Genomic DNA, 16,391 nt, shown 5'->3' on the forward strand with positions numbered 1-16,391 from the left:
AATGGCTGTCCAGTACACCACTGCACGCGATCTCAAGGTTTCGGAAGCGAAGCTGGAGATCACCCAGACCAAATCCACCATCGGCACCAAGCCTAAGCACCGGGAGACTGTGCGCTCCCTGGGGCTGAAGCGCATCGGCCACACCGTGGTCCGTGAAGCCGATGCAGTCACGGTGGGAATGCTCAACACCGTGAAGCATCTTGTCAAAGTCGAGGAGGCCAAGTGATGGCAGAGAACACTCCTGCCGAGTCTGAGGTCCTGAAGCTGCACGACCTGAAACCTGCCCGTGGCTCAAAAAAGGCTCGCCAGCGCGTGGGCCGAGGTGAAGCCTCCAAGGGTAAGACTGCAGGTCGAGGCACCAAGGGAACTAAGGCTCGCAACCAAGTTCGCGCTGGCTTCGAAGGTGGACAGCTCCCGCTGTACATGCGCCTTCCGAAGCTGCGCGGTTTCAAAAGCCCTTTCCGAGTTGAGTACTCCCCGGTCAACCTGACCAAATTGGGCGAGCTCTACCCGGATGGAGGAGATGTCACAGCTGAGGATCTGGTCGCCAAGGGCGTTGCCCGCAAGGGCAAGCCGGTGAAGGTCCTCGGATCCGGCGATATCTCGGTCGCGGTGAACGTGAAAGCCCACGGCTTCTCGGCTTCCGCCGAAGAGAAGATCAAAGCCGCAGGTGGCTCCGTTCAGCAGCTTCCGCTGAAGAACGCACCAGCCGCTGAGTGATCGTCTCCATCTGAGACATGAGTCAGCCCCCGCTTCACAAGCGGGGGCTGAACGTGTTTGACCCCGATTCTTACACCGCTATTGCGGCGGGTAGGATGAATGACTGTGGTCGGCCCACGAGAACTGCCGCGCCCAAAGAGGAGGACGCTTGTTCAGCGCAATAGCCAGGGTGTTCGCATCACCTGACCTGCGCATGAAGATCCTATTCACGCTAGGGATCATCACGATCTATCGGATCGGCGCATTCATTCCAGCACCCGGTGTGGACTACAACGGCGTGCAGCGCTGCCTCGCTCTCGGCAACACTGATGGGGGACTGTACTCCTTCGTCAACATGTTCACCGGCGGCGCGATGCTGCAGGTCTCAGTTTTCGCTCTCGGCATCATGCCCTACATCACGGCAGCCATCATCGTGCAGCTCCTGCGAGTGGTGATTCCGCGGTTCGAGGCGCTCCAGCGCGAAGGGGCACAGGGGCAGGCCAAACTCACCCAGTACACCCGTTACCTGACGCTAGCCCTGGCAACACTCAATGCCACGGTCCTCGTCACCATGGCGCGCTCGGGAGCGCTGCTGGGCTGCGAGCCCGGTGAGATCATTCCTGACGATTCGATGCCAGTCATCCTGCTGATGATCCTGGTGATGACCACGGGCGTTGCGATGATCATGTGGCTCGGTGAGCAGATCACCGAGCGCGGTGTTGGCAACGGCATGTCCATCCTGATCTTCGTGGCCATCGCTGCTGGTTTCCCCGGCTCGATGCAGCAGATCTGGGTCGAGCAGGACTGGCGAGTGTTTACCGCCATCTGTGTGATCGGCCTGTGCTTGATCGCCGCGATCGTCTTCGTTGAACAGTCCCAGCGCAGAGTGCCGGTGCAGTACGCGAAGAAGCAGATCGGTCGTCGGACCGTAGGTGGGACCAGCACTTACATCCCCATCAAGGTCAACATGGCCGGCGTGATCCCAGTGATCTTCTCCTCCTCGGTGCTGATGCTGCCCTCAGTGGCGATGCAGTTCAATCAGCCCGCGCCCGGTGAGGAACCCTCCGGAATCTTCGTCTTCCTCAACCAGTACTTCGACGGCGCTCACCCGGTGTATATGGCGACGTTCTTCCTCATGACGGTCGGCTTTACGTACTTCTACGTATCGATCACGTTCAATCCGAACGAGGTCGCTGAGAATATGCGCAAGTACGGAGGCTTCATCCCAGGCATCCGCGCGGGCAAACCGACTGAGGGCTATCTGGCCTACGTCATCAGCCGCATCACGTTCCCAGGGTCGCTGTACCTCGGCTTCGTCGCGCTGATCCCGCTGATGGCGTTCGTGCTGATTGGAGCAGATCAGAACTTCCCATTCGGCGGAACCTCTATCCTGATTATGGTGGGTGTCGGCCTCACCACGGTGAAACAGATCAGTGCACAGATGGAACAACACAACTACGAAGGGCTGCTGCGATGACGCGAATGCTGATCGTTGGACCACAGGGTTCCGGCAAAGGTACTCAAGCCAAACTTGTCTCCGAGAAACTTGGCATTCTGGCCATTTCCACCGGCGACATCTTCCGCGCCAACATCAAAGGAGAGACCGAACTCGGTCAAGAGGCCAAGAAGTTTGTGGACGCCGGAGACCTGGTGCCCGATTCGCTGACCAACCGCCTGGTGGAGGACCGTCTCAGCTGGGACGACGCCGCTGATGGCTTCCTCCTGGACGGGTATCCCCGCAACCGCACCCAAGCAGCGACCTTGGACGAGATCCTGAGCCGCCTGGGGGTCGACCTTGACGTCGTTCTGGAACTGACCGCGGACACTGATGAACTCACTCAGCGCTTGAAGCACCGAGCTGAGACTGAAGGCAGGGCCGACGACGCTGACGAGACCGTCATCCGTCGCCGCCTCGAACTCTTCGAGAACGAAACCCGACCGATGATCGACGAATACAAGACCCGTGATCTCGTCAAACAGGTCAACGGCCTCGGGTCTGTTGACGAGGTCAACGCTCGCATTCTGAAAGCACTGAACGTCTAAAGTGTTCTCCCGCGGACGCATTGAGCTCAAATCCGACGAGCAGCTGCGGCTCATGGACGCAGCCGGTTCGGTGTTGTGCGATGCGCTGGATACCACAGTCGCTGCCGCGAGACCGGGCGTGACCACAGGAGAGCTCAATCAGCTCTTCGCCGACTTCATCGCTGAGCGTGGGGCCAAGCCGAACTTCTTCAACTACCACGGCTTTCCCGGGCACATCTGCACTTCGGTAAATGAAGAGGTTGTCCATGGCATACCCGGGGACCGCGTCCTGGAGCCCGGTGACGTCCTCAAGATCGACGCGGGATGCATTGTCCACGGCTGGCACTCAGACTCCGCCCGCACCATCATCCTCGGCTCCAGCAGTTCAAGCACTGCTGACCCGGAGGACGAGCGGCTCTCCGAGATCACCCGGGCAGCACTTTGGCGGGGGATCGCTGCCTTCGCCACCGGCAAGCATGTGGGGGAGATCGGGGAAGCAGTGGAGGATTACGTCAGCTCCCAGCCTGGCCAGCCGTTGGGAATCTTGGAGGAGTACGTAGGTCACGGCATCGGCTCCGCTATGCACCTACCGCCTGACGTATTCAACTACGCCACCGGCATGAAAGGCGCCAAGATTAAGCCAGGTATGGCTTTGGCCATCGAACCGATGCTGGTGCGCGGCAGTATCGAGACCAAAGTTCTGGAAGACGATTGGACTGTGGTGACCACCGATCACGCACGCTCCAGCCAGTGGGAACACTCTGTGTGCCGGCATGAAGATGGTGTCTGGGTCCTGACGGCCCCCGACGGGGGAGCCGCTGACCTCGAACCCCTGGGTGTGACTCCGGTGCCCATACCGTGACACGTCGCAGGTAGTCGACGCGGATATGCACAGATTGGCGCGGCGCGCTTGACTCCGGTAGTATCTTTTGTTGGTTGTCTCTGCGGTCCTGTGTGCCCGCGAGGCTCTAAAGCAAAAGCCCAGATTCTCTGATCCATTTTTGGTGCAGTTCGCTCTGCACTGAAGCTGGTCAGCTGGATCGCGATCGTTGTGTGGAGAGTATGGGGAAAAAAGAAGGCGTCATCGAAGTAGAGGGTCGGGTGGTTGAAGCCCTGCCCAACGCAATGTTCCGGGTCAAGCTGGAGAACGACCACGTTGTCCTGGCCACCATCTCGGGCAAGATGCGCCAGCACTACATCCGCATCCTCCCTGAGGACCGGGTCGTAGTGGAGATGAGCCCTTACGACCTGAACCGCGGCCGCATCGTCTACCGCTACAAGTAAGCAAGAGTAGGAGAACCGACATGAAGGTTCAGCCGAGTGTCAAGCCGATCTGCTCGGATTGCAAGACCATCCGTCGCGGTGGGATTGTCCGCGTGATCTGCAAGAACCCGCGCCACAAGCAGCGCCAGGGCTGAACGTCTCGCGCCTGACGGCGTAAGACGTGCCCTGCGCACAACACAGCTCAATACAGATATGGCAGTGCAGCTCGGAAATGAGCTGGCGAGCATACCTCCGGTTCCCGAAGGCCGGAGACCCGGTGAAGACGCCACCTCCGGCGTCGGACGAAGACCTCTCAAGGTTGGATTCCATTGGGGTCGCGCTGTCACACACCTTCGGAAGAACGCAAGGAGGACTGCCGTATGGCACGTCTGGCTGGTGTCGACATCCCGCGCGAAAAGCGCACGGTGATCGCACTCACCTACATCTACGGCGTGGGCCGCACCCGCGCCGAACAAGTCGTCGAGGTCACAGGTATTGACGGTAATACCCGCGTAAAAGACCTGACTGACGAGCAGCTGGTCGCTCTGCGCGACTACATCGAGGGCAACTTCACCGTCGAGGGTGATCTGCGACGCGAAGTCTCCTCCGATATTCGCCGCAAGGTCGAAATCGGCTCCTATGAGGGACTGCGGCACCGCCGCGGCCTGCCTGTCCGTGGTCAGCGCACCAAGACCAATGCGCGCACCCGTAAAGGCCCCAAGAAGACCGTCGCAGGCAAGAAGAAGTAGTCAGGAGTTTCAATGCCCCCCAAGAGTCGTACTGCGGCGCGCAAACCACGCCGCCGCGCATCAAAGAACATTACGCAGGGTCAGGCTCACATCAAGTCGACCTTCAATAACACCATTGTCTCCATCACAGACTCCACAGGCGCCGTCATCTCATGGGCCTCCTCTGGTGAGGTTGGATTCAAGGGTTCCCGTAAGTCCACTCCGTTCGCCGCGCAGATGGCTGCCGAGCAGGCAGCCAAGCGCGCCCAGGAGCACGGCATGAAGAAGGTAGAGGTCTTCGTCAAGGGCCCCGGCTCCGGACGTGAGACAGCGATTCGCTCACTGCAGGCCGCTGGTCTGGAGGTCGGTTCGATCCAGGACGTGACCCCCAGCGCCCACAATGGCTGCCGTCCGCCCAAGCGCCGCCGCGTCTGACGCGGCTTCCTTCACCAAGCCCTCCAGAGCCGGCCCGCGCTTCCGCTGCCACACGTGGCAGCGGGCTCGTAGGTCGGCAGACCACTTAGAAAGAATGCGTCATATAGCGGACGCACTCTGAAAGGAATGACCAGTGCTCATTGCACAGCGCCCCACGCTGACTGAAGAAGTCGTCGACGAGAACCGTTCACGCTTCACCATCGAACCGCTCGAGCCAGGCTTCGGCTACACCCTGGGCAATTCTCTGCGCAGAACTCTGCTGTCCTCCATCCCCGGTGCGGCAGTCACCAGCATCCGTATCGACGGTGTCCTCCACGAGTTCAGCACCATCACCGGCGCCAAGGAGGACGTCACCGAACTGGTCCTCAACGTCAAGAAGCTCTCCGTCTCTTCCGAGCACGATGAGCCTGTTGTCGCCTACCTCCGCAAGGAGGGCCCCGGTCCGGTCACCGCAGCGGACATCACCCCGCCTGCAGGTGTGGAGTTCCACAACCCGGCCCAGCAGCTGCTGACTCTCAATGAGGACGGCCGCCTGGACCTGGAGCTCACCATCGAACGCGGTCGTGGATACGTCTCCGCTGCACTGAATAAGCTGGAGGACTCGGAGATCGGCCGTATTCCGGTGGACTCCATCTACTCTCCAGTAGAGAAGGTCAGCTACAAGGTTGAGGCCACTCGTGTCGAGCAGCGCACCGACTTCGACAAGCTGACTATCGATGTTGAGGCCAAGCCGTCCATGGCTCCACGTGATGCCCTGGCCTCAGCTGGTTCCACCCTGGTGGAGTTGTTTGGCTTGGCCAAGGAACTCAACATCACGGCCGAGGGCATTGAAATCGGCCCGTCCCCAACCGATGCCGCCCTTGCTGCCGATATGGCCCTCCCCATTGAGGATCTTGAGCTCACTGTGCGCTCATACAACTGCCTCAAGCGTGAGGGCATCCATACCATTGGTGAGCTCACCGCACGCTCAGAGGCTGACTTGATGGATATCCGGAACTTCGGTGCCAAGTCCATCGACGAAGTCAAGGAGAAGCTGGTTGAGTACAACCTTCAGCTCAAGGACTCGCCCGAGGGCTTTGACCCGACGGCGGCCCGTTTCGCTGCTGAAGAGGCCGAGTACGACGACGAGGCCGACGCTCAGTTCTCCAACTGAGCCACAGGTACCAGACATTCGTTCGCTTCAGACGGTGAGCGCTTTTCACAAGGAGTAAGAGACCATGCCAACCCCCACTAAGGGACCGCGCCTCGGCGGCAGCCCGGCGCACGAGAAGCAGATGCTGGCCAATTTGGCCGCTAGCCTCTTTGAGCACCGATCGATCACCACGACGGTGACTAAGGCTAAGCGTCTTCGCCCATACGCGGAGCGCCTGATCACTGTGGCAAAGAAGGGCGATCTTGCTGCCCGCCGTCAGGTGGTCGCCAAGATCAGCGCGCAGAACGCCACCAACCAGGCGATCGTTCACGAGCTGTTCACCGTGATCGCTCCGGCCATGGCCGAGCGTCAGGGTGGCTATACGCGCATTACCAAGATCGGCAACCGGAAGGGTGACAACGCCCCCATGGCCGTCATCGAACTGGTGATGGAGCCGGTGAGCCCCAAGCAGCAGGTTGTCCGCGACGCAGAGTCTGCTGCGGCAGCTGCATCAGCGGCTCAGGAGACCGAGACTGCAAAGACTGGGGAGACTGCAGCAGCTCAGGCTGAGGTCTCGGATGACGCCGCGGCCGAGTCTTCAGCCGACACTGAGAGTGACGCTGCGGTGACTGAGTCCGCTACAGAGCAGTCTGACGACCAGAAGTAACCTTTCTGGATCAACTCTTCTGTGGGCCCTGACCAGCTGGTCGGGGCCCACAGGTTTAAGGGGAGATAGATGTTCCTGCCTGCTGCCCCGTGGCCTGAGCGCCCCATAGTTCTGCGCACTGGCCGCTGCGGATAGAGTGATGGCCATGCGTGTTCGTCTGGATCTGGCCTACGACGGCATCGCCTACAGCGGCTGGGCTCACCAACCTGAACAGCGGACCGTAGAAGGTGTGCTGCGCGGGGCCTTGGCCACCGTGATTCGCCGGGACGTGCCCGTGGTGGTCGCCGGACGCACTGACGCAGGGGTCCACGCCCGCGGACAGGTCGTCCACCTTGACCTCACCCAGGCTGAATGGGAGTCCCTGGCCCGCGGCAGAGACATCGCGCCGGAAGCCGCGCTGCTGCAGCGACTCAACGGCGTGCTAGGCAGCGAGGGCGGGGCGGTGGTCCTCCACGCGGTGAATCGCGTGAGCGCGAATTTCGACGCCCGATTCTCAGCGCTGACTCGCACGTACACATACCGAATCGCCGATAGGGTGGAGCTGTGGGATCCGCTTAGACGGCACGACACCGCCTGGATCCGCCCCTCCCGAAAGTTTCAGCCAAACGGTCAGCTGGACGCTGCACTGATGGACGCCGAAGCCACCAGCGTCTTGGGCCTTCACGACTTTGGCAGTTTTTGCCGTCCCCGCGAGCACGCCACGAGCATTCGCCGTCTGGCTGAATTCAGTGTCCGTCGCGGGACGGATGGGGTGATCACCGCACTCGTCACCGCAGACGCCTTCTGCCACCATATGGTCCGGGCGCTGATTGGGGCATGTCTCGATGTCGGCGAAGGCCGTCGCGAGCCGGGGTGGCTGATGGCGCGGCTCACCGAACCTGCCTGGGACGAGCGTGTCCGGCTCGCCCCGCCTCAAGGACTGGTGCTCGAGCGGGTCGACTATCCCGACGAGGAGGAGCAGTTGGCCGCTCGAGCAGAGCAGACACGTGCCCGCCGGGAGAGGCACAGTCGGCCACACCTCTGAGAGGTCCCCCGACGAGGGCGAAAGAGCTGGTCAGCGACTTCTCGTGTGGACTTCTCGGGTAGGATCCCTCTGGCGCCGATGTACTCGGCTCGCGCACTGCCCAGCCCTTCACCTTGGAAGGACCTCGAAGTCATGGCTCCACATTCACCCTCTGCATCACCGGCCCTCGGTGCTGTCACATGGATTGTGATGGTGGCGGCCTTCGGCGGCTTCCTCTTCGGATTCGACACCGCGGTCATCAACGGGGCCGTCGCCCCCATTCGCGAAGAGTTCGAGCTCGGAGCGCTGATGAGCGGATTTAGCGTCTCCAGCGCTCTGCTCGGGTGCGTGGTCGGGGCTTTCAGCGGTGGAGTCATCGCAGACCGAGTCGGTCGCCAGAAAGCCATGCTGCTGGCGGCGTCGCTCTTCTTTTTCTCTGCTATCGGATGTGCGCTGGTGGTGGGCGTCTACGATCTCATCTTCTGGCGTCTTGTCGGTGGCATCGGCGTCGGTATGGCGTCGGTGATCGCGCCGGCTTACATCGCTGAGGTCTCGCCGAGCGCTTGGCGGGGAAGGCTGGGTTCACTGTTCCAGCTGGCGATCGTCGTCGGTATCTTCATGGCAGCAATTTCAAATGCGCTTTTCGCCGACATCGCCGGCGGCGCGGCAGAGGAGCTCTGGTTCGGACTCGACGCTTGGCGATGGATGTTCCTATCAGAAGCTGCCCCAGCACTGATCTACGGGCTGTTGGCGCTGAGCATTCCGGAGTCGCCGCGGTACTTGGTCTCTCGCGGCAAGGACGCCGCCGCCGCCAAGATCCTCACCGATGTGGTTGGTCTCAGCGGATCCGATGCGGTCGCGGCCAAGATTGAGCACATTCAGCGCACCATCAATATGGAAGCCCGGCAGAAGCTCAAGGACCTGTTCGTCAGCGGAAAACTGATACCGGTTGTCTGGGTCGGCATCGGCCTTGCAGTCTTCCAGCAGTTTGTGGGCATCAATGTCATCTTCTACTACTCCACCACGCTGTGGCAGGCGGTGGGCATTGCTGAAGACCAGGCACTTTTGGTCCAAGTGATCACTACCAGTGTGAACATCCTCGCGACCATCGTCGGCATCCTGATCGTTGACAAGGTGGGTCGTCGAATTCCGCTGGCGGTGGGGTCCGCTGTCATGGCGGGGGGCCTGCTGATGATGGCCGTGGCTTTCTCGCAGGCTGTTGAATCAACGGCCACCAACGAATTCGGTGACGTGGAGACCGTCGTCTCGCTGCCGGAGCCGTGGGGCGTCATCGCCCTGGTCTCAGCGAATGTTTTCGTGCTCGGCTTCGGCGCGACCTGGGGTCCCTTCATGTGGCTGATGCTCGGAGAGATGTTCCCGAACCGAATCCGCGCCGTGGCCCTCGGAGTGGCCTCGGCCTTCAACTGGGGATCCAACTTTCTCATCTCGACGCTCTTCCCGCAGATGGCAGAGCTTTCCCTAGTCTTCGCCTACGCGTTCTACGGCATGAGTGCGCTAGTCAGCTTGGTCTTCGTGCTGAAGTATCTCCCGGAGACCAAGGGTCGGGAGATCGAGGAGATGCAGGAGAAGGCATATTCTACGGTGTGACCCAGCGTGCAGCGGCCGCTTCCTCGGGCATACTGAGCCAACCCCCTCCAGCAGAGCGTCTATAGATGTTGGAAAGTCTCGCCATTCCACCGGTACTTTCCAACATTCCGAGACGCTGTGCCAGGCGGTGCTCGACTTGGCAGCGCAATCGACTCTGCAGCGCAGTTCCCCCCTGGATAGGCTGGAGCGGTGAAAGAGCCGCTCTGGAGTCCCACCGCACCCAATACTGTGATCGCCGGGGACAACCTGCCGGTGCTCGAAACTCTGCCGGAGGGGTCCTTTCAGCTGATCTGCATCGACCCTCCGTTCAATACTGGGAGGGTTCAGCGAGCCCAGCGCATGCGCACCGTGCGGGCCGCAGACGGAGACCGTGTGGGCTTTAAAGGGCACACCTATCAGACTCTCCGGGGCGCGCTGACCGCCTATGATGACGTATTCAGCGACTACTGGGACTTCTTGGCCCCGCGCCTCGAGCAGGCCTGGAGGCTGCTGAACGAGACCGGCACGCTGTACCTTCACCTGGACTACCGCGAGGTCCACTACGCCAAAGTAATGTTGGATGCGCTCTTCGGCCGGGAGTGCTTTCTCAACGAGATCATCTGGGCATACGACTATGGCGCTCGAGCGAAGCGCAGATGGCCCACCAAGCACGACAACATTCTGGTCTACGTCAAGAATCCCAAGGATTATCATTTCAACAATGAAGATGTGGATCGGGAACCATATATGGCGCCGGGATTGGTGACCCCAGACAAAGTCGCCCGCGGGAAACTGCCCACTGACGTGTGGTGGCACACGATAGTCGCCCCCAACGCCCGGGAACGCACCGGCTACCCGACGCAGAAGCCGGTCGGAATCCTGAAACGGATGGTGGCTGCCTCAAGCCGCCCGGGGGATTGGGTGCTGGACTTTTTTGCCGGTTCCGGAACATTAGGGGCCGCGGCTGGAGCACTGGATCGCAGGTATCTCCTGATCGACTCCCATCCTGAGGCCATCGCCGTCATGAGAAGGCGGTTGGAAGCCACCCCGACGCCTCCGCGTTTCGTAGCTGCGGAGGGTGAATTGGCGGCGTCGTGAGCAACCAGGTATAGTCAAGGGTTGTTGTGCGTGTCCAGACCTGCCTGGATTCGTGTTGAGGCGGTCCAGTTGCATGGCCGTCAAGCCTCCACGAACCTCGCGGGAGACAACGGGCCCCGAATCTTCCCGGCCCTCACCCGGGAATCGGGCAGCGCGCTGAAACAGCAGTCGCCTTGGCGGCTGCGACCTGAAGGGTGCGGAAACCCACGGTTTTCGCGTCTGAGACCAAGTGCATCACGCGCTGGAAGGCAGTGAATCTCACACACTGCCCCGACGCTGCGTGAACCGTAGAACACCGACCGTAAGGCATACCAACCGTGCGTACGTACACCCCCAAAGAAGGCGACGCCGACCCGCAGTGGCACATCATTGATGCCACCGACGTGGTCTTGGGCCGTTTGGCTTCGCAGGCAGCTCAGCTACTGCGCGGCAAGCACAAGCCCACCTACGTCCCGAATCAGGACATGGGCGACTTCGTCATCATTATCAATGCTGAGAAAGTCGCCGTCACCGGCGATAAAGCAGCGAAGAAGACCTACTACCGCCACTCAGGCTTCCCGGGCGGCATCACTTCGATCAACTTCGAACAGATGATCGAGCGCCACCCCACCCGAGCTGTGGAGCAGGCCGTCAAAGGCATGGTTCCGCACAACAAGCTCGGCACCGCTCAGCTGACAAAGCTGCGCGTCTATGCAGGCAGTGAGCACCCGCACGCTGCGCAGCAGCCGAAGCCATTCGAGATTACCCAGGTCGCCCAGTAATTCGGGCCCGACTCTAGAGACTTTTAGGAGAACCGTGGCTCAGAACACTGAAGAGCTTACTGAAACCGAGGAGCTGACAAGCTTCACCTCGGAATCGACCCCAACTACCTCAACTGAGGAGGCCACCGCTGAGCGTGCCCCACTGACTGTGCCAGGCGCGGCCATCGGTCGTCGCAAGCGCGCTCGTGCCCGCGTACGCATTGTGCCGGGTACAGGGAAGTGGACGCTCAACGGCCGCAGCTTGGAGGATTATTTTCCGAACAAGCTGCACCAGCAGGAGGTCAATGATCCCTTCACCCTGCTGGGCCTCAATGACGCCTATGACGTCGTGGCTCGTATCGACGGCGGTGGACCCTCCGGTCAGGCAGGTGCGCTCCGGCTTGGTATTTCCCGTGCGCTCAACGGCATCGATCGCGACCACAACCGCCCGGCTCTCAAGAAGGCAGGCTTCCTGACTCGCGACGCCCGTGCGGTGGAGCGGAAGAAGGCCGGTCTCAAGAAGGCCCGCAAGGCGCCGCAGTACTCCAAGCGCTGATTTCCCAGTGTTGATGAAATGCCCCGTTCGGCCCCCGAGCGGGGCATTTCTCTTCTCGGGAACGCTCAAGTCAGTTCTACCTGTATCGCACGGCGTCCGTGCAGGCTGTTCACGTGATTGAGCTGATTCTCACCGGATTGTGGTTGGGGCTGGTGTTCAACGCAGCACCTGGACCGGTCTTTACCGAATCGTTGCGCCGCGGGGTCAGGGGCGGCTTTGGTCCAGCTCTTGGCGTCCAGGTGGGCTCCCTGGTGGGGGATGCCGCTTGGGCGGTGCTCGGATTAGCTGGCGCGGCCGCGATGCTGACCCAGCCTCAGCTACACGTCCCCCTTACTCTGGCCGGATGTTTGGTGCTCCTGGTGCTCGGATTCCAGGGGGTCAGAGATGCAATTAGGCCGAGACCACGGCAGGTCGCCGCGCAGGTGACACGCAGCAATATCTTGCGAGGGCCGCTGACCGCAGGCGCACTCGTCTCATTGGCCAGCGTGTGGAATGTGGTCTATTGGGCCGGAGCAGGTGGCGCAGTTGGTGGTGCGCTCGGACAGGACGCGCCTCTTGGACCATTGGCGGTGTTCTTCATGGCCTTCATGGCATCGTCGGTCGTGTGGTGCTTCGTCTGTGCGGGACTGATCGCGGGACTGCGCAGGGCGGTCAGTCAGCTGTGGACCCGTGTCATCGAAGGTGGCGCCGGCGCCGCGTTGGTGGTGATGGCTGTGTTGCTGCTCGCACAGACCGTACAGACAACACTCAGCTAATTCGAAGCTAGGCCACAGGTTTTACGCCCAAATGCGTGTCAGGGTTTTCTAAACGAGGCTTTTTGAGCATCTGACGTTAGACTCACCACCAATATGACCAGATTATTTGGAACCGATGGGGTTCGTGGTGAGGCCAATGGGCTGCTGACCGCGGACCTGGCCCTCCGTCTTTCCCAAGCCGCTGCAGTGGTGCTGGGACATCGACGCACCCCCGCGGGTAAGCGTCCCGTCGCAGTGCTGGCACGGGACCCGCGTGTCTCTGGGGAATTTCTGTCCGCCGCTGTTGAGGCGGGACTGGCCTCCTCTGGGGTCGACGTCTACGACGCGGGGGTGTTGCCCACCCCAGCGGCCGCCTTCCTGGTCGCCGACTTCGGCGCCGACTTCGGGGTCATGATCTCCGCCTCCCACAACCCAGCACCAGACAACGGCATTAAGTTCCTCGGTGCTGGGGGCCACAAACTCGACGACGCAGTCGAGGATGAGATCGAAGTGCAGATCGGTCAACCTCCGTTGCTGCCCACAGGCTCCGACGTAGGCCGGGTGCAGCGATTTTCCGACGCAGAGGACCGGTATGTGGTGCATCTTCTGCAATCGCTCAGCGGAGTGCGGCTAGAAGGCTTGAAGATCGTCCTGGACTGCGCACACGGGGCAGCCAGTGGTTGTTCGCCGGAGGCCTTCGCCGCCGCGGGCGCGGAGATCGTGGTCATCGGCGCTGAACCCGATGGCCTGAATATCAATGACGGGTACGGGTCAACTCACCTCAACCGGCTGCAAGAAACAGTAGTCTCCCATGGAGCGCATATGGGCATCGCCCATGACGGGGACGCGGATCGCTGCTTGGCAGTGGACCACACTGGTGCCTTGGTCGACGGCGATCAGATCATGGGAGTTCTCGCGCTGGCGCTCAAGGAAGTTGGCGCACTGAAGGACAACACTCTCGCAGTCACCGTGATGAGCAACCTAGGCCTCAAATTGGGCATGGCTGCGGCCGGGATCGAACTGGTGGAGACCGCAGTGGGGGATCGTTACGTTCTCGAAGCGATGCGGGCCGGCGGGTACTCCCTCGGAGGCGAGCAGTCGGGGCATCTGATCTTCGCCGACTATGCGACCACTGGTGATGGCTTACTGACCGGGTTGCAGCTGGCGGCTCGGGTCGCGGCCACCGGAAGACCCCTGAGGCTCCTGGCCGAAGAAGCGATGACGCGACTTCCGCAGGTGCTGATCAACGTCAGGGGAGTGGACAAGGCGAAGGTGAAGACTCACCACGCAGTCCAGGAGGCGGTCAACGCCGCAGAAACGCGTTTAGGAGAGCATGGCAGGGTGCTCCTGCGTCCCTCGGGCACTGAACCGGTGGTGCGGGTCATGGTGGAAGCTCCCACCGCGGACCTCGCGCACGCTGAATCTCAAGTCCTCGCCGACGTGGTCAAGGCAGAGCTTGCGCTCTGAAAGTCGTCCAAGCGGCCATGGGAGAATGGCCTATTCCTCACGGCTCGGCTGATACTCCTGGTCATAGCCGGGCGCTGGAGGCTCATCCCAATACTCCTCGAGGGTCAACCCACGCTGGAAGACATCACGAGCAGTCTCTTGTCCCACGTACCGCAGGTGCCACGGTTCGTACTGAAAACCGGTGATCTCCTCGGCGCCTTCCGGATACCGAATGACGAAACCGAACTCAGCGGAGTGTTCGGACAACCACTGGCCCTGCTCTGACTCTCCGAAGCAGGCCCGCAGATAACACTCACGATCCTCCAGGTCGGCCACATCCACTGCAAGTCCCGTTTGGTGCTCCGAGAATCCGGGCCGGGCACTGACCCGGTCTGCGGCCGCCGCACCATCCTCGTAGAAGCGCTGTTCATACAGCGATTGTTGAAAGTCGAAGTCGCGGTAAGCGGTGGTCACCCACAGGTCGATGTTGTCGCCGGCCGCCGCTGCGTGAAGCTCCTCATAGGCTTCGGCAGCCTCGTCACGGAGCGGAGCCTCACTGAATTCGCGCGGCGCATCCACCTCCCGCAGGTCATCCGGTTCGTAGTCCAACGGGTCCAGCGGATTCTGTTTGTTCACCAAGATGTGGACCGAGTCCGGATCCGCCGATGCTTGGCTGACCGGTTCATGCTCGGAACTCTCCGGAATGTCGTCATGATCCTCAGAGTCTGAGCTCTGATCGAGCTCAGACTCCGCGTCCTCAGTGTCTTTGTCCTCCGCAGCCGGGCTCTCAGCGGGGGCAGCGTCCTGGCTCTCCGAGGAGTCCTCCCCGTCAGCGCAAGCGGAACCCACCATCAGGAGCATCAAGCTGGCGCCGACAGTAAGTATGCGCATCACTCCACCGTAGTGGGTGAACGCGGTAGGCTCGCACACAATGTGGGACTCGACTAGCACCCGAAACCGGTTTCTAAGGCCTCTCTTGGTGGCAATGGGAGCAGCACTTGCCCTGACGGCCTGCGCCGATGATTCGGGGGAAGGTGACGCCGCATCGATCACGACCGCTGACCCTGACAATCAGTCCCCCGGAACGGGAAATAACGCGGAGGAAGAGCCCCCGACAGAGGCTCCGCAGCCGGAGCAGTTCACCATCGCAGGTACGGGTGACGTTCTCATCCATGACAATGTGATCGACGAGGCTGCCGCACTCGCCGAGGAGGGAGACTACGACTTCGCACCTCTGATGGCAGGCGTGGAAGATCTCATAGACGGTGCAGACCTTGCTCTGTGCGGATTGGAGGTCCCGATAGCTCCCGAAGGGGTCGAGCCAGTCGGTTATCCAGTATTTGCTGCGCCACCGAAACTGATCCAGGACTTGGCCTCAGTGGGTTTCCACGGCTGTTCCACTGCCAATAACCACTCTTTCGACCAGGGCGTACCCGGACAGGAAAGGACTCTCGACGTGTTCGACGAAGTGGGCCTGGGGCATTCTGGAACCGCGCGAACAGCAGAGGAGGCTGATCGGCCACAGCTGTATACGTTGGAAAGGGGCGGCCGCGAAGTCACGGTGGCGCATCTGGCCACCACCATGGTTCACAATGACGGTTACCCCCCGCCGGAGGACGAACCGTGGCGGGTGACTGATGTCTCGGCGGATGAACTCACCGAACTCGCAGGCCAAGCGCGTGAGGACGGTGCAGACATCGTCGTCGCTTCTGTCCACTGGGGGGCGGAGTACGTTCACGAGCCGACTGCGGAGCAGCGTGAGTACGGGGAAAGGGTGGCGGCCGGAGGTGAGATCGACGCGGTCTTCGGCGGGCACTCTCACACTCCCCAGCCTGTGGAGCACTTGGACGGCGGGCCCCAAGGTGAAGGCATGTGGGTGGTGTGGTCCATGGGCAACTTCCTCTCCAACCAGGACGAGGCCTGCTGCATCCCAGAGACGGCCAGCGGGACCGTGGTCTACGCCACGGTCGAAGTCGACGACGACGCTGCTGAGGTCATCGCCATGGACTGGTTGCCGGTCACCGTGGACCGAGGGCCCACCGACGATGAGCCGCACCGGGGAATTTGGCCGCTGCTGGACCTGACAGAGGGTGCGACTCCCGATGGTGTGCAGCTCAGCGAGGAGACCGTTCAGGACCGATGGGACCGCATGCTGGAGGTGATGACTGACCAAGCGTTGCGTGAGGAACCGCCCTCGCCCACAGGGGAGGAGCCGATCGTCGAGCCGCGCGGTGACTAGTCGTTCCGCAGGAGGTCAGTCCCTGCCTCGCGGCGGCTTCAG

20 protein-coding genes are annotated in these 16,391 nt (G+C 61.4%); 19 read left to right on the forward strand and 1 reads right to left on the reverse strand.

Features of this window, described 5'->3' with window-relative positions; translation table 11 throughout:
* The first annotated feature begins 1 nt into the window (after position 1).
* From rpmD to glmM, 18 genes are all read left to right on the forward strand, one after another.
* Positions 2-226 carry a 50S ribosomal protein L30 gene (gene rpmD / locus D3250_RS06135; RefSeq protein ID WP_119902497.1) on the forward strand — a complete coding sequence of 75 codons (225 nt, stop codon included), beginning with the start codon at positions 2-4 and terminating at the stop codon, positions 224-226.
* On the forward strand, positions 226-720 hold the full coding sequence (gene rplO / locus D3250_RS06140; protein WP_119902498.1) for a 50S ribosomal protein L15: 495 nt from the start codon (positions 226-228) through the stop codon (positions 718-720). Before rpmD ends, rplO begins: the two co-directional genes overlap by 1 nt.
* A 148-nt stretch (positions 721-868) precedes the next feature.
* A complete protein-coding gene (secY, locus tag D3250_RS06145; protein ID WP_119902499.1) occupies positions 869-2,176 on the forward strand; it encodes a preprotein translocase subunit SecY in 1,308 nt (435 codons plus the stop codon).
* Positions 2,173-2,742, forward strand: a complete 570-nt coding sequence (locus tag D3250_RS06150; RefSeq protein WP_119902500.1) for an adenylate kinase — start codon at positions 2,173-2,175, stop codon at positions 2,740-2,742. Before secY ends, D3250_RS06150 begins: the two co-directional genes overlap by 4 nt.
* A 1-nt stretch (position 2,743) precedes the next feature.
* Positions 2,744-3,583, forward strand: coding sequence for a type I methionyl aminopeptidase (map, locus tag D3250_RS06155; protein ID WP_119902501.1), 840 nt, complete (start codon positions 2,744-2,746; stop codon positions 3,581-3,583).
* A gap of 200 nt (positions 3,584-3,783) precedes the next feature.
* Positions 3,784-4,005: a translation initiation factor IF-1 gene (infA, locus tag D3250_RS06160; RefSeq protein WP_119902502.1), complete on the forward strand. Its 222-nt coding sequence runs from the start codon at positions 3,784-3,786 to the stop codon at positions 4,003-4,005.
* A gap of 20 nt (positions 4,006-4,025) precedes the next feature.
* Positions 4,026-4,139, forward strand: a complete 114-nt coding sequence (gene rpmJ, locus D3250_RS06165; protein WP_119902503.1) for a 50S ribosomal protein L36 — start codon at positions 4,026-4,028, stop codon at positions 4,137-4,139.
* Between the two features lie 225 nt (positions 4,140-4,364).
* Positions 4,365-4,733, forward strand: a complete 369-nt coding sequence (gene rpsM / locus D3250_RS06170) for a 30S ribosomal protein S13 (protein WP_119902504.1) — start codon at positions 4,365-4,367, stop codon at positions 4,731-4,733.
* Between the two features lie 12 nt (positions 4,734-4,745).
* On the forward strand, positions 4,746-5,147 hold the full coding sequence (rpsK, locus tag D3250_RS06175) for a 30S ribosomal protein S11 (RefSeq protein ID WP_119902505.1): 402 nt from the start codon (positions 4,746-4,748) through the stop codon (positions 5,145-5,147).
* A gap of 133 nt (positions 5,148-5,280) precedes the next feature.
* Positions 5,281-6,300 carry a DNA-directed RNA polymerase subunit alpha gene (locus tag D3250_RS06180; RefSeq protein ID WP_119902506.1) on the forward strand — a complete coding sequence of 340 codons (1,020 nt, stop codon included), beginning with the start codon at positions 5,281-5,283 and terminating at the stop codon, positions 6,298-6,300.
* Between the two features lie 64 nt (positions 6,301-6,364).
* Positions 6,365-6,946, forward strand: a complete 582-nt coding sequence (gene rplQ, locus D3250_RS06185; RefSeq protein ID WP_119902507.1) for a 50S ribosomal protein L17 — start codon at positions 6,365-6,367, stop codon at positions 6,944-6,946.
* A 145-nt stretch (positions 6,947-7,091) separates the two neighbouring features.
* Positions 7,092-7,970: a tRNA pseudouridine(38-40) synthase TruA gene (truA, locus tag D3250_RS06190; protein WP_119903012.1), complete on the forward strand. Its 879-nt coding sequence runs from the start codon at positions 7,092-7,094 to the stop codon at positions 7,968-7,970.
* A 132-nt stretch (positions 7,971-8,102) separates the two neighbouring features.
* A complete protein-coding gene (locus D3250_RS06195; RefSeq protein ID WP_119902508.1) occupies positions 8,103-9,557 on the forward strand; it encodes a sugar porter family MFS transporter in 1,455 nt (484 codons plus the stop codon).
* 189 nt (positions 9,558-9,746) lie between these two features.
* Positions 9,747-10,634 (forward strand): DNA-methyltransferase, encoded by an 888-nt coding sequence (locus D3250_RS06200; protein WP_119902509.1) that lies wholly within the window; start codon positions 9,747-9,749, stop codon positions 10,632-10,634.
* 317 nt (positions 10,635-10,951) lie between these two features.
* Complete coding sequence (gene rplM / locus D3250_RS06205) at positions 10,952-11,395, forward strand: 50S ribosomal protein L13 (protein WP_119902510.1); 444 nt, start codon at positions 10,952-10,954, stop codon at positions 11,393-11,395.
* Positions 11,396-11,429: 34 nt separating this feature from the next.
* Positions 11,430-11,930, forward strand: coding sequence for a 30S ribosomal protein S9 (gene rpsI, locus D3250_RS06210; protein ID WP_119902511.1), 501 nt, complete (start codon positions 11,430-11,432; stop codon positions 11,928-11,930).
* Positions 11,931-12,043: 113 nt separating this feature from the next.
* Positions 12,044-12,685 (forward strand): LysE family transporter, encoded by a 642-nt coding sequence (locus tag D3250_RS06215; protein WP_119902512.1) that lies wholly within the window; start codon positions 12,044-12,046, stop codon positions 12,683-12,685.
* Positions 12,686-12,778: 93 nt separating this feature from the next.
* Complete coding sequence (gene glmM / locus D3250_RS06220; protein ID WP_119902513.1) at positions 12,779-14,131, forward strand: phosphoglucosamine mutase; 1,353 nt, start codon at positions 12,779-12,781, stop codon at positions 14,129-14,131.
* A gap of 30 nt (positions 14,132-14,161) precedes the next feature.
* On the opposite strand, the gene D3250_RS06225 is transcribed toward glmM, so the two are convergent.
* On the reverse strand, positions 14,162-15,001 hold the full coding sequence (locus D3250_RS06225; RefSeq protein WP_147383493.1) for a M15 family metallopeptidase: 840 nt from the start codon (positions 14,999-15,001) through the stop codon (positions 14,162-14,164).
* Between the two features lie 94 nt (positions 15,002-15,095).
* Here D3250_RS06225 and D3250_RS06230 point away from each other — a divergent pair, with 94 nt between their 5' ends.
* Positions 15,096-16,349 (forward strand): CapA family protein, encoded by a 1,254-nt coding sequence (locus D3250_RS06230; RefSeq protein WP_158583084.1) that lies wholly within the window; start codon positions 15,096-15,098, stop codon positions 16,347-16,349.
* The last annotated feature ends 42 nt before the right edge of the window (positions 16,350-16,391 follow it).

The organism is Nesterenkonia natronophila (genome assembly GCF_003595215.1).
Lineage (GTDB): Bacteria > Actinomycetota > Actinomycetes > Actinomycetales > Micrococcaceae > Nesterenkonia > Nesterenkonia natronophila.

What these genes read in the sequence shown, in the direction of transcription:
- rpmD (WP_119902497.1), top strand. Translation starts at nt 2, where the DNA reads ATGGCTGTCCAGTACACCACTGCACGCGATCTCAAGGTTTCGGAAGCG.
- rplO (WP_119902498.1), top strand. Translation starts at nt 226, where the DNA reads ATGGCAGAGAACACTCCTGCCGAGTCTGAGGTCCTGAAGCTGCACGAC.
- D3250_RS06150 (WP_119902500.1), top strand. Translation starts at nt 2,173, where the DNA reads ATGACGCGAATGCTGATCGTTGGACCACAGGGTTCCGGCAAAGGTACT.
- infA (WP_119902502.1), top strand. Translation starts at nt 3,784, where the DNA reads ATGGGGAAAAAAGAAGGCGTCATCGAAGTAGAGGGTCGGGTGGTTGAA.
- rpmJ (WP_119902503.1), top strand. Translation starts at nt 4,026, where the DNA reads ATGAAGGTTCAGCCGAGTGTCAAGCCGATCTGCTCGGATTGCAAGACC.
- rpsM (WP_119902504.1), top strand. Translation starts at nt 4,365, where the DNA reads ATGGCACGTCTGGCTGGTGTCGACATCCCGCGCGAAAAGCGCACGGTG.
- rpsK (WP_119902505.1), top strand. Translation starts at nt 4,746, where the DNA reads ATGCCCCCCAAGAGTCGTACTGCGGCGCGCAAACCACGCCGCCGCGCA.
- rplQ (WP_119902507.1), top strand. Translation starts at nt 6,365, where the DNA reads ATGCCAACCCCCACTAAGGGACCGCGCCTCGGCGGCAGCCCGGCGCAC.
- truA (WP_119903012.1), top strand. Translation starts at nt 7,092, where the DNA reads ATGCGTGTTCGTCTGGATCTGGCCTACGACGGCATCGCCTACAGCGGC.
- D3250_RS06195 (WP_119902508.1), top strand. Translation starts at nt 8,103, where the DNA reads ATGGCTCCACATTCACCCTCTGCATCACCGGCCCTCGGTGCTGTCACA.
- glmM (WP_119902513.1), top strand. Translation starts at nt 12,779, where the DNA reads ATGACCAGATTATTTGGAACCGATGGGGTTCGTGGTGAGGCCAATGGG.
- D3250_RS06225 (WP_147383493.1), bottom strand. Translation starts at nt 15,001, where the DNA reads ATGCGCATACTTACTGTCGGCGCCAGCTTGATGCTCCTGATGGTGGGT.
- D3250_RS06230 (WP_158583084.1), top strand. Translation starts at nt 15,096, where the DNA reads ATGGGAGCAGCACTTGCCCTGACGGCCTGCGCCGATGATTCGGGGGAA.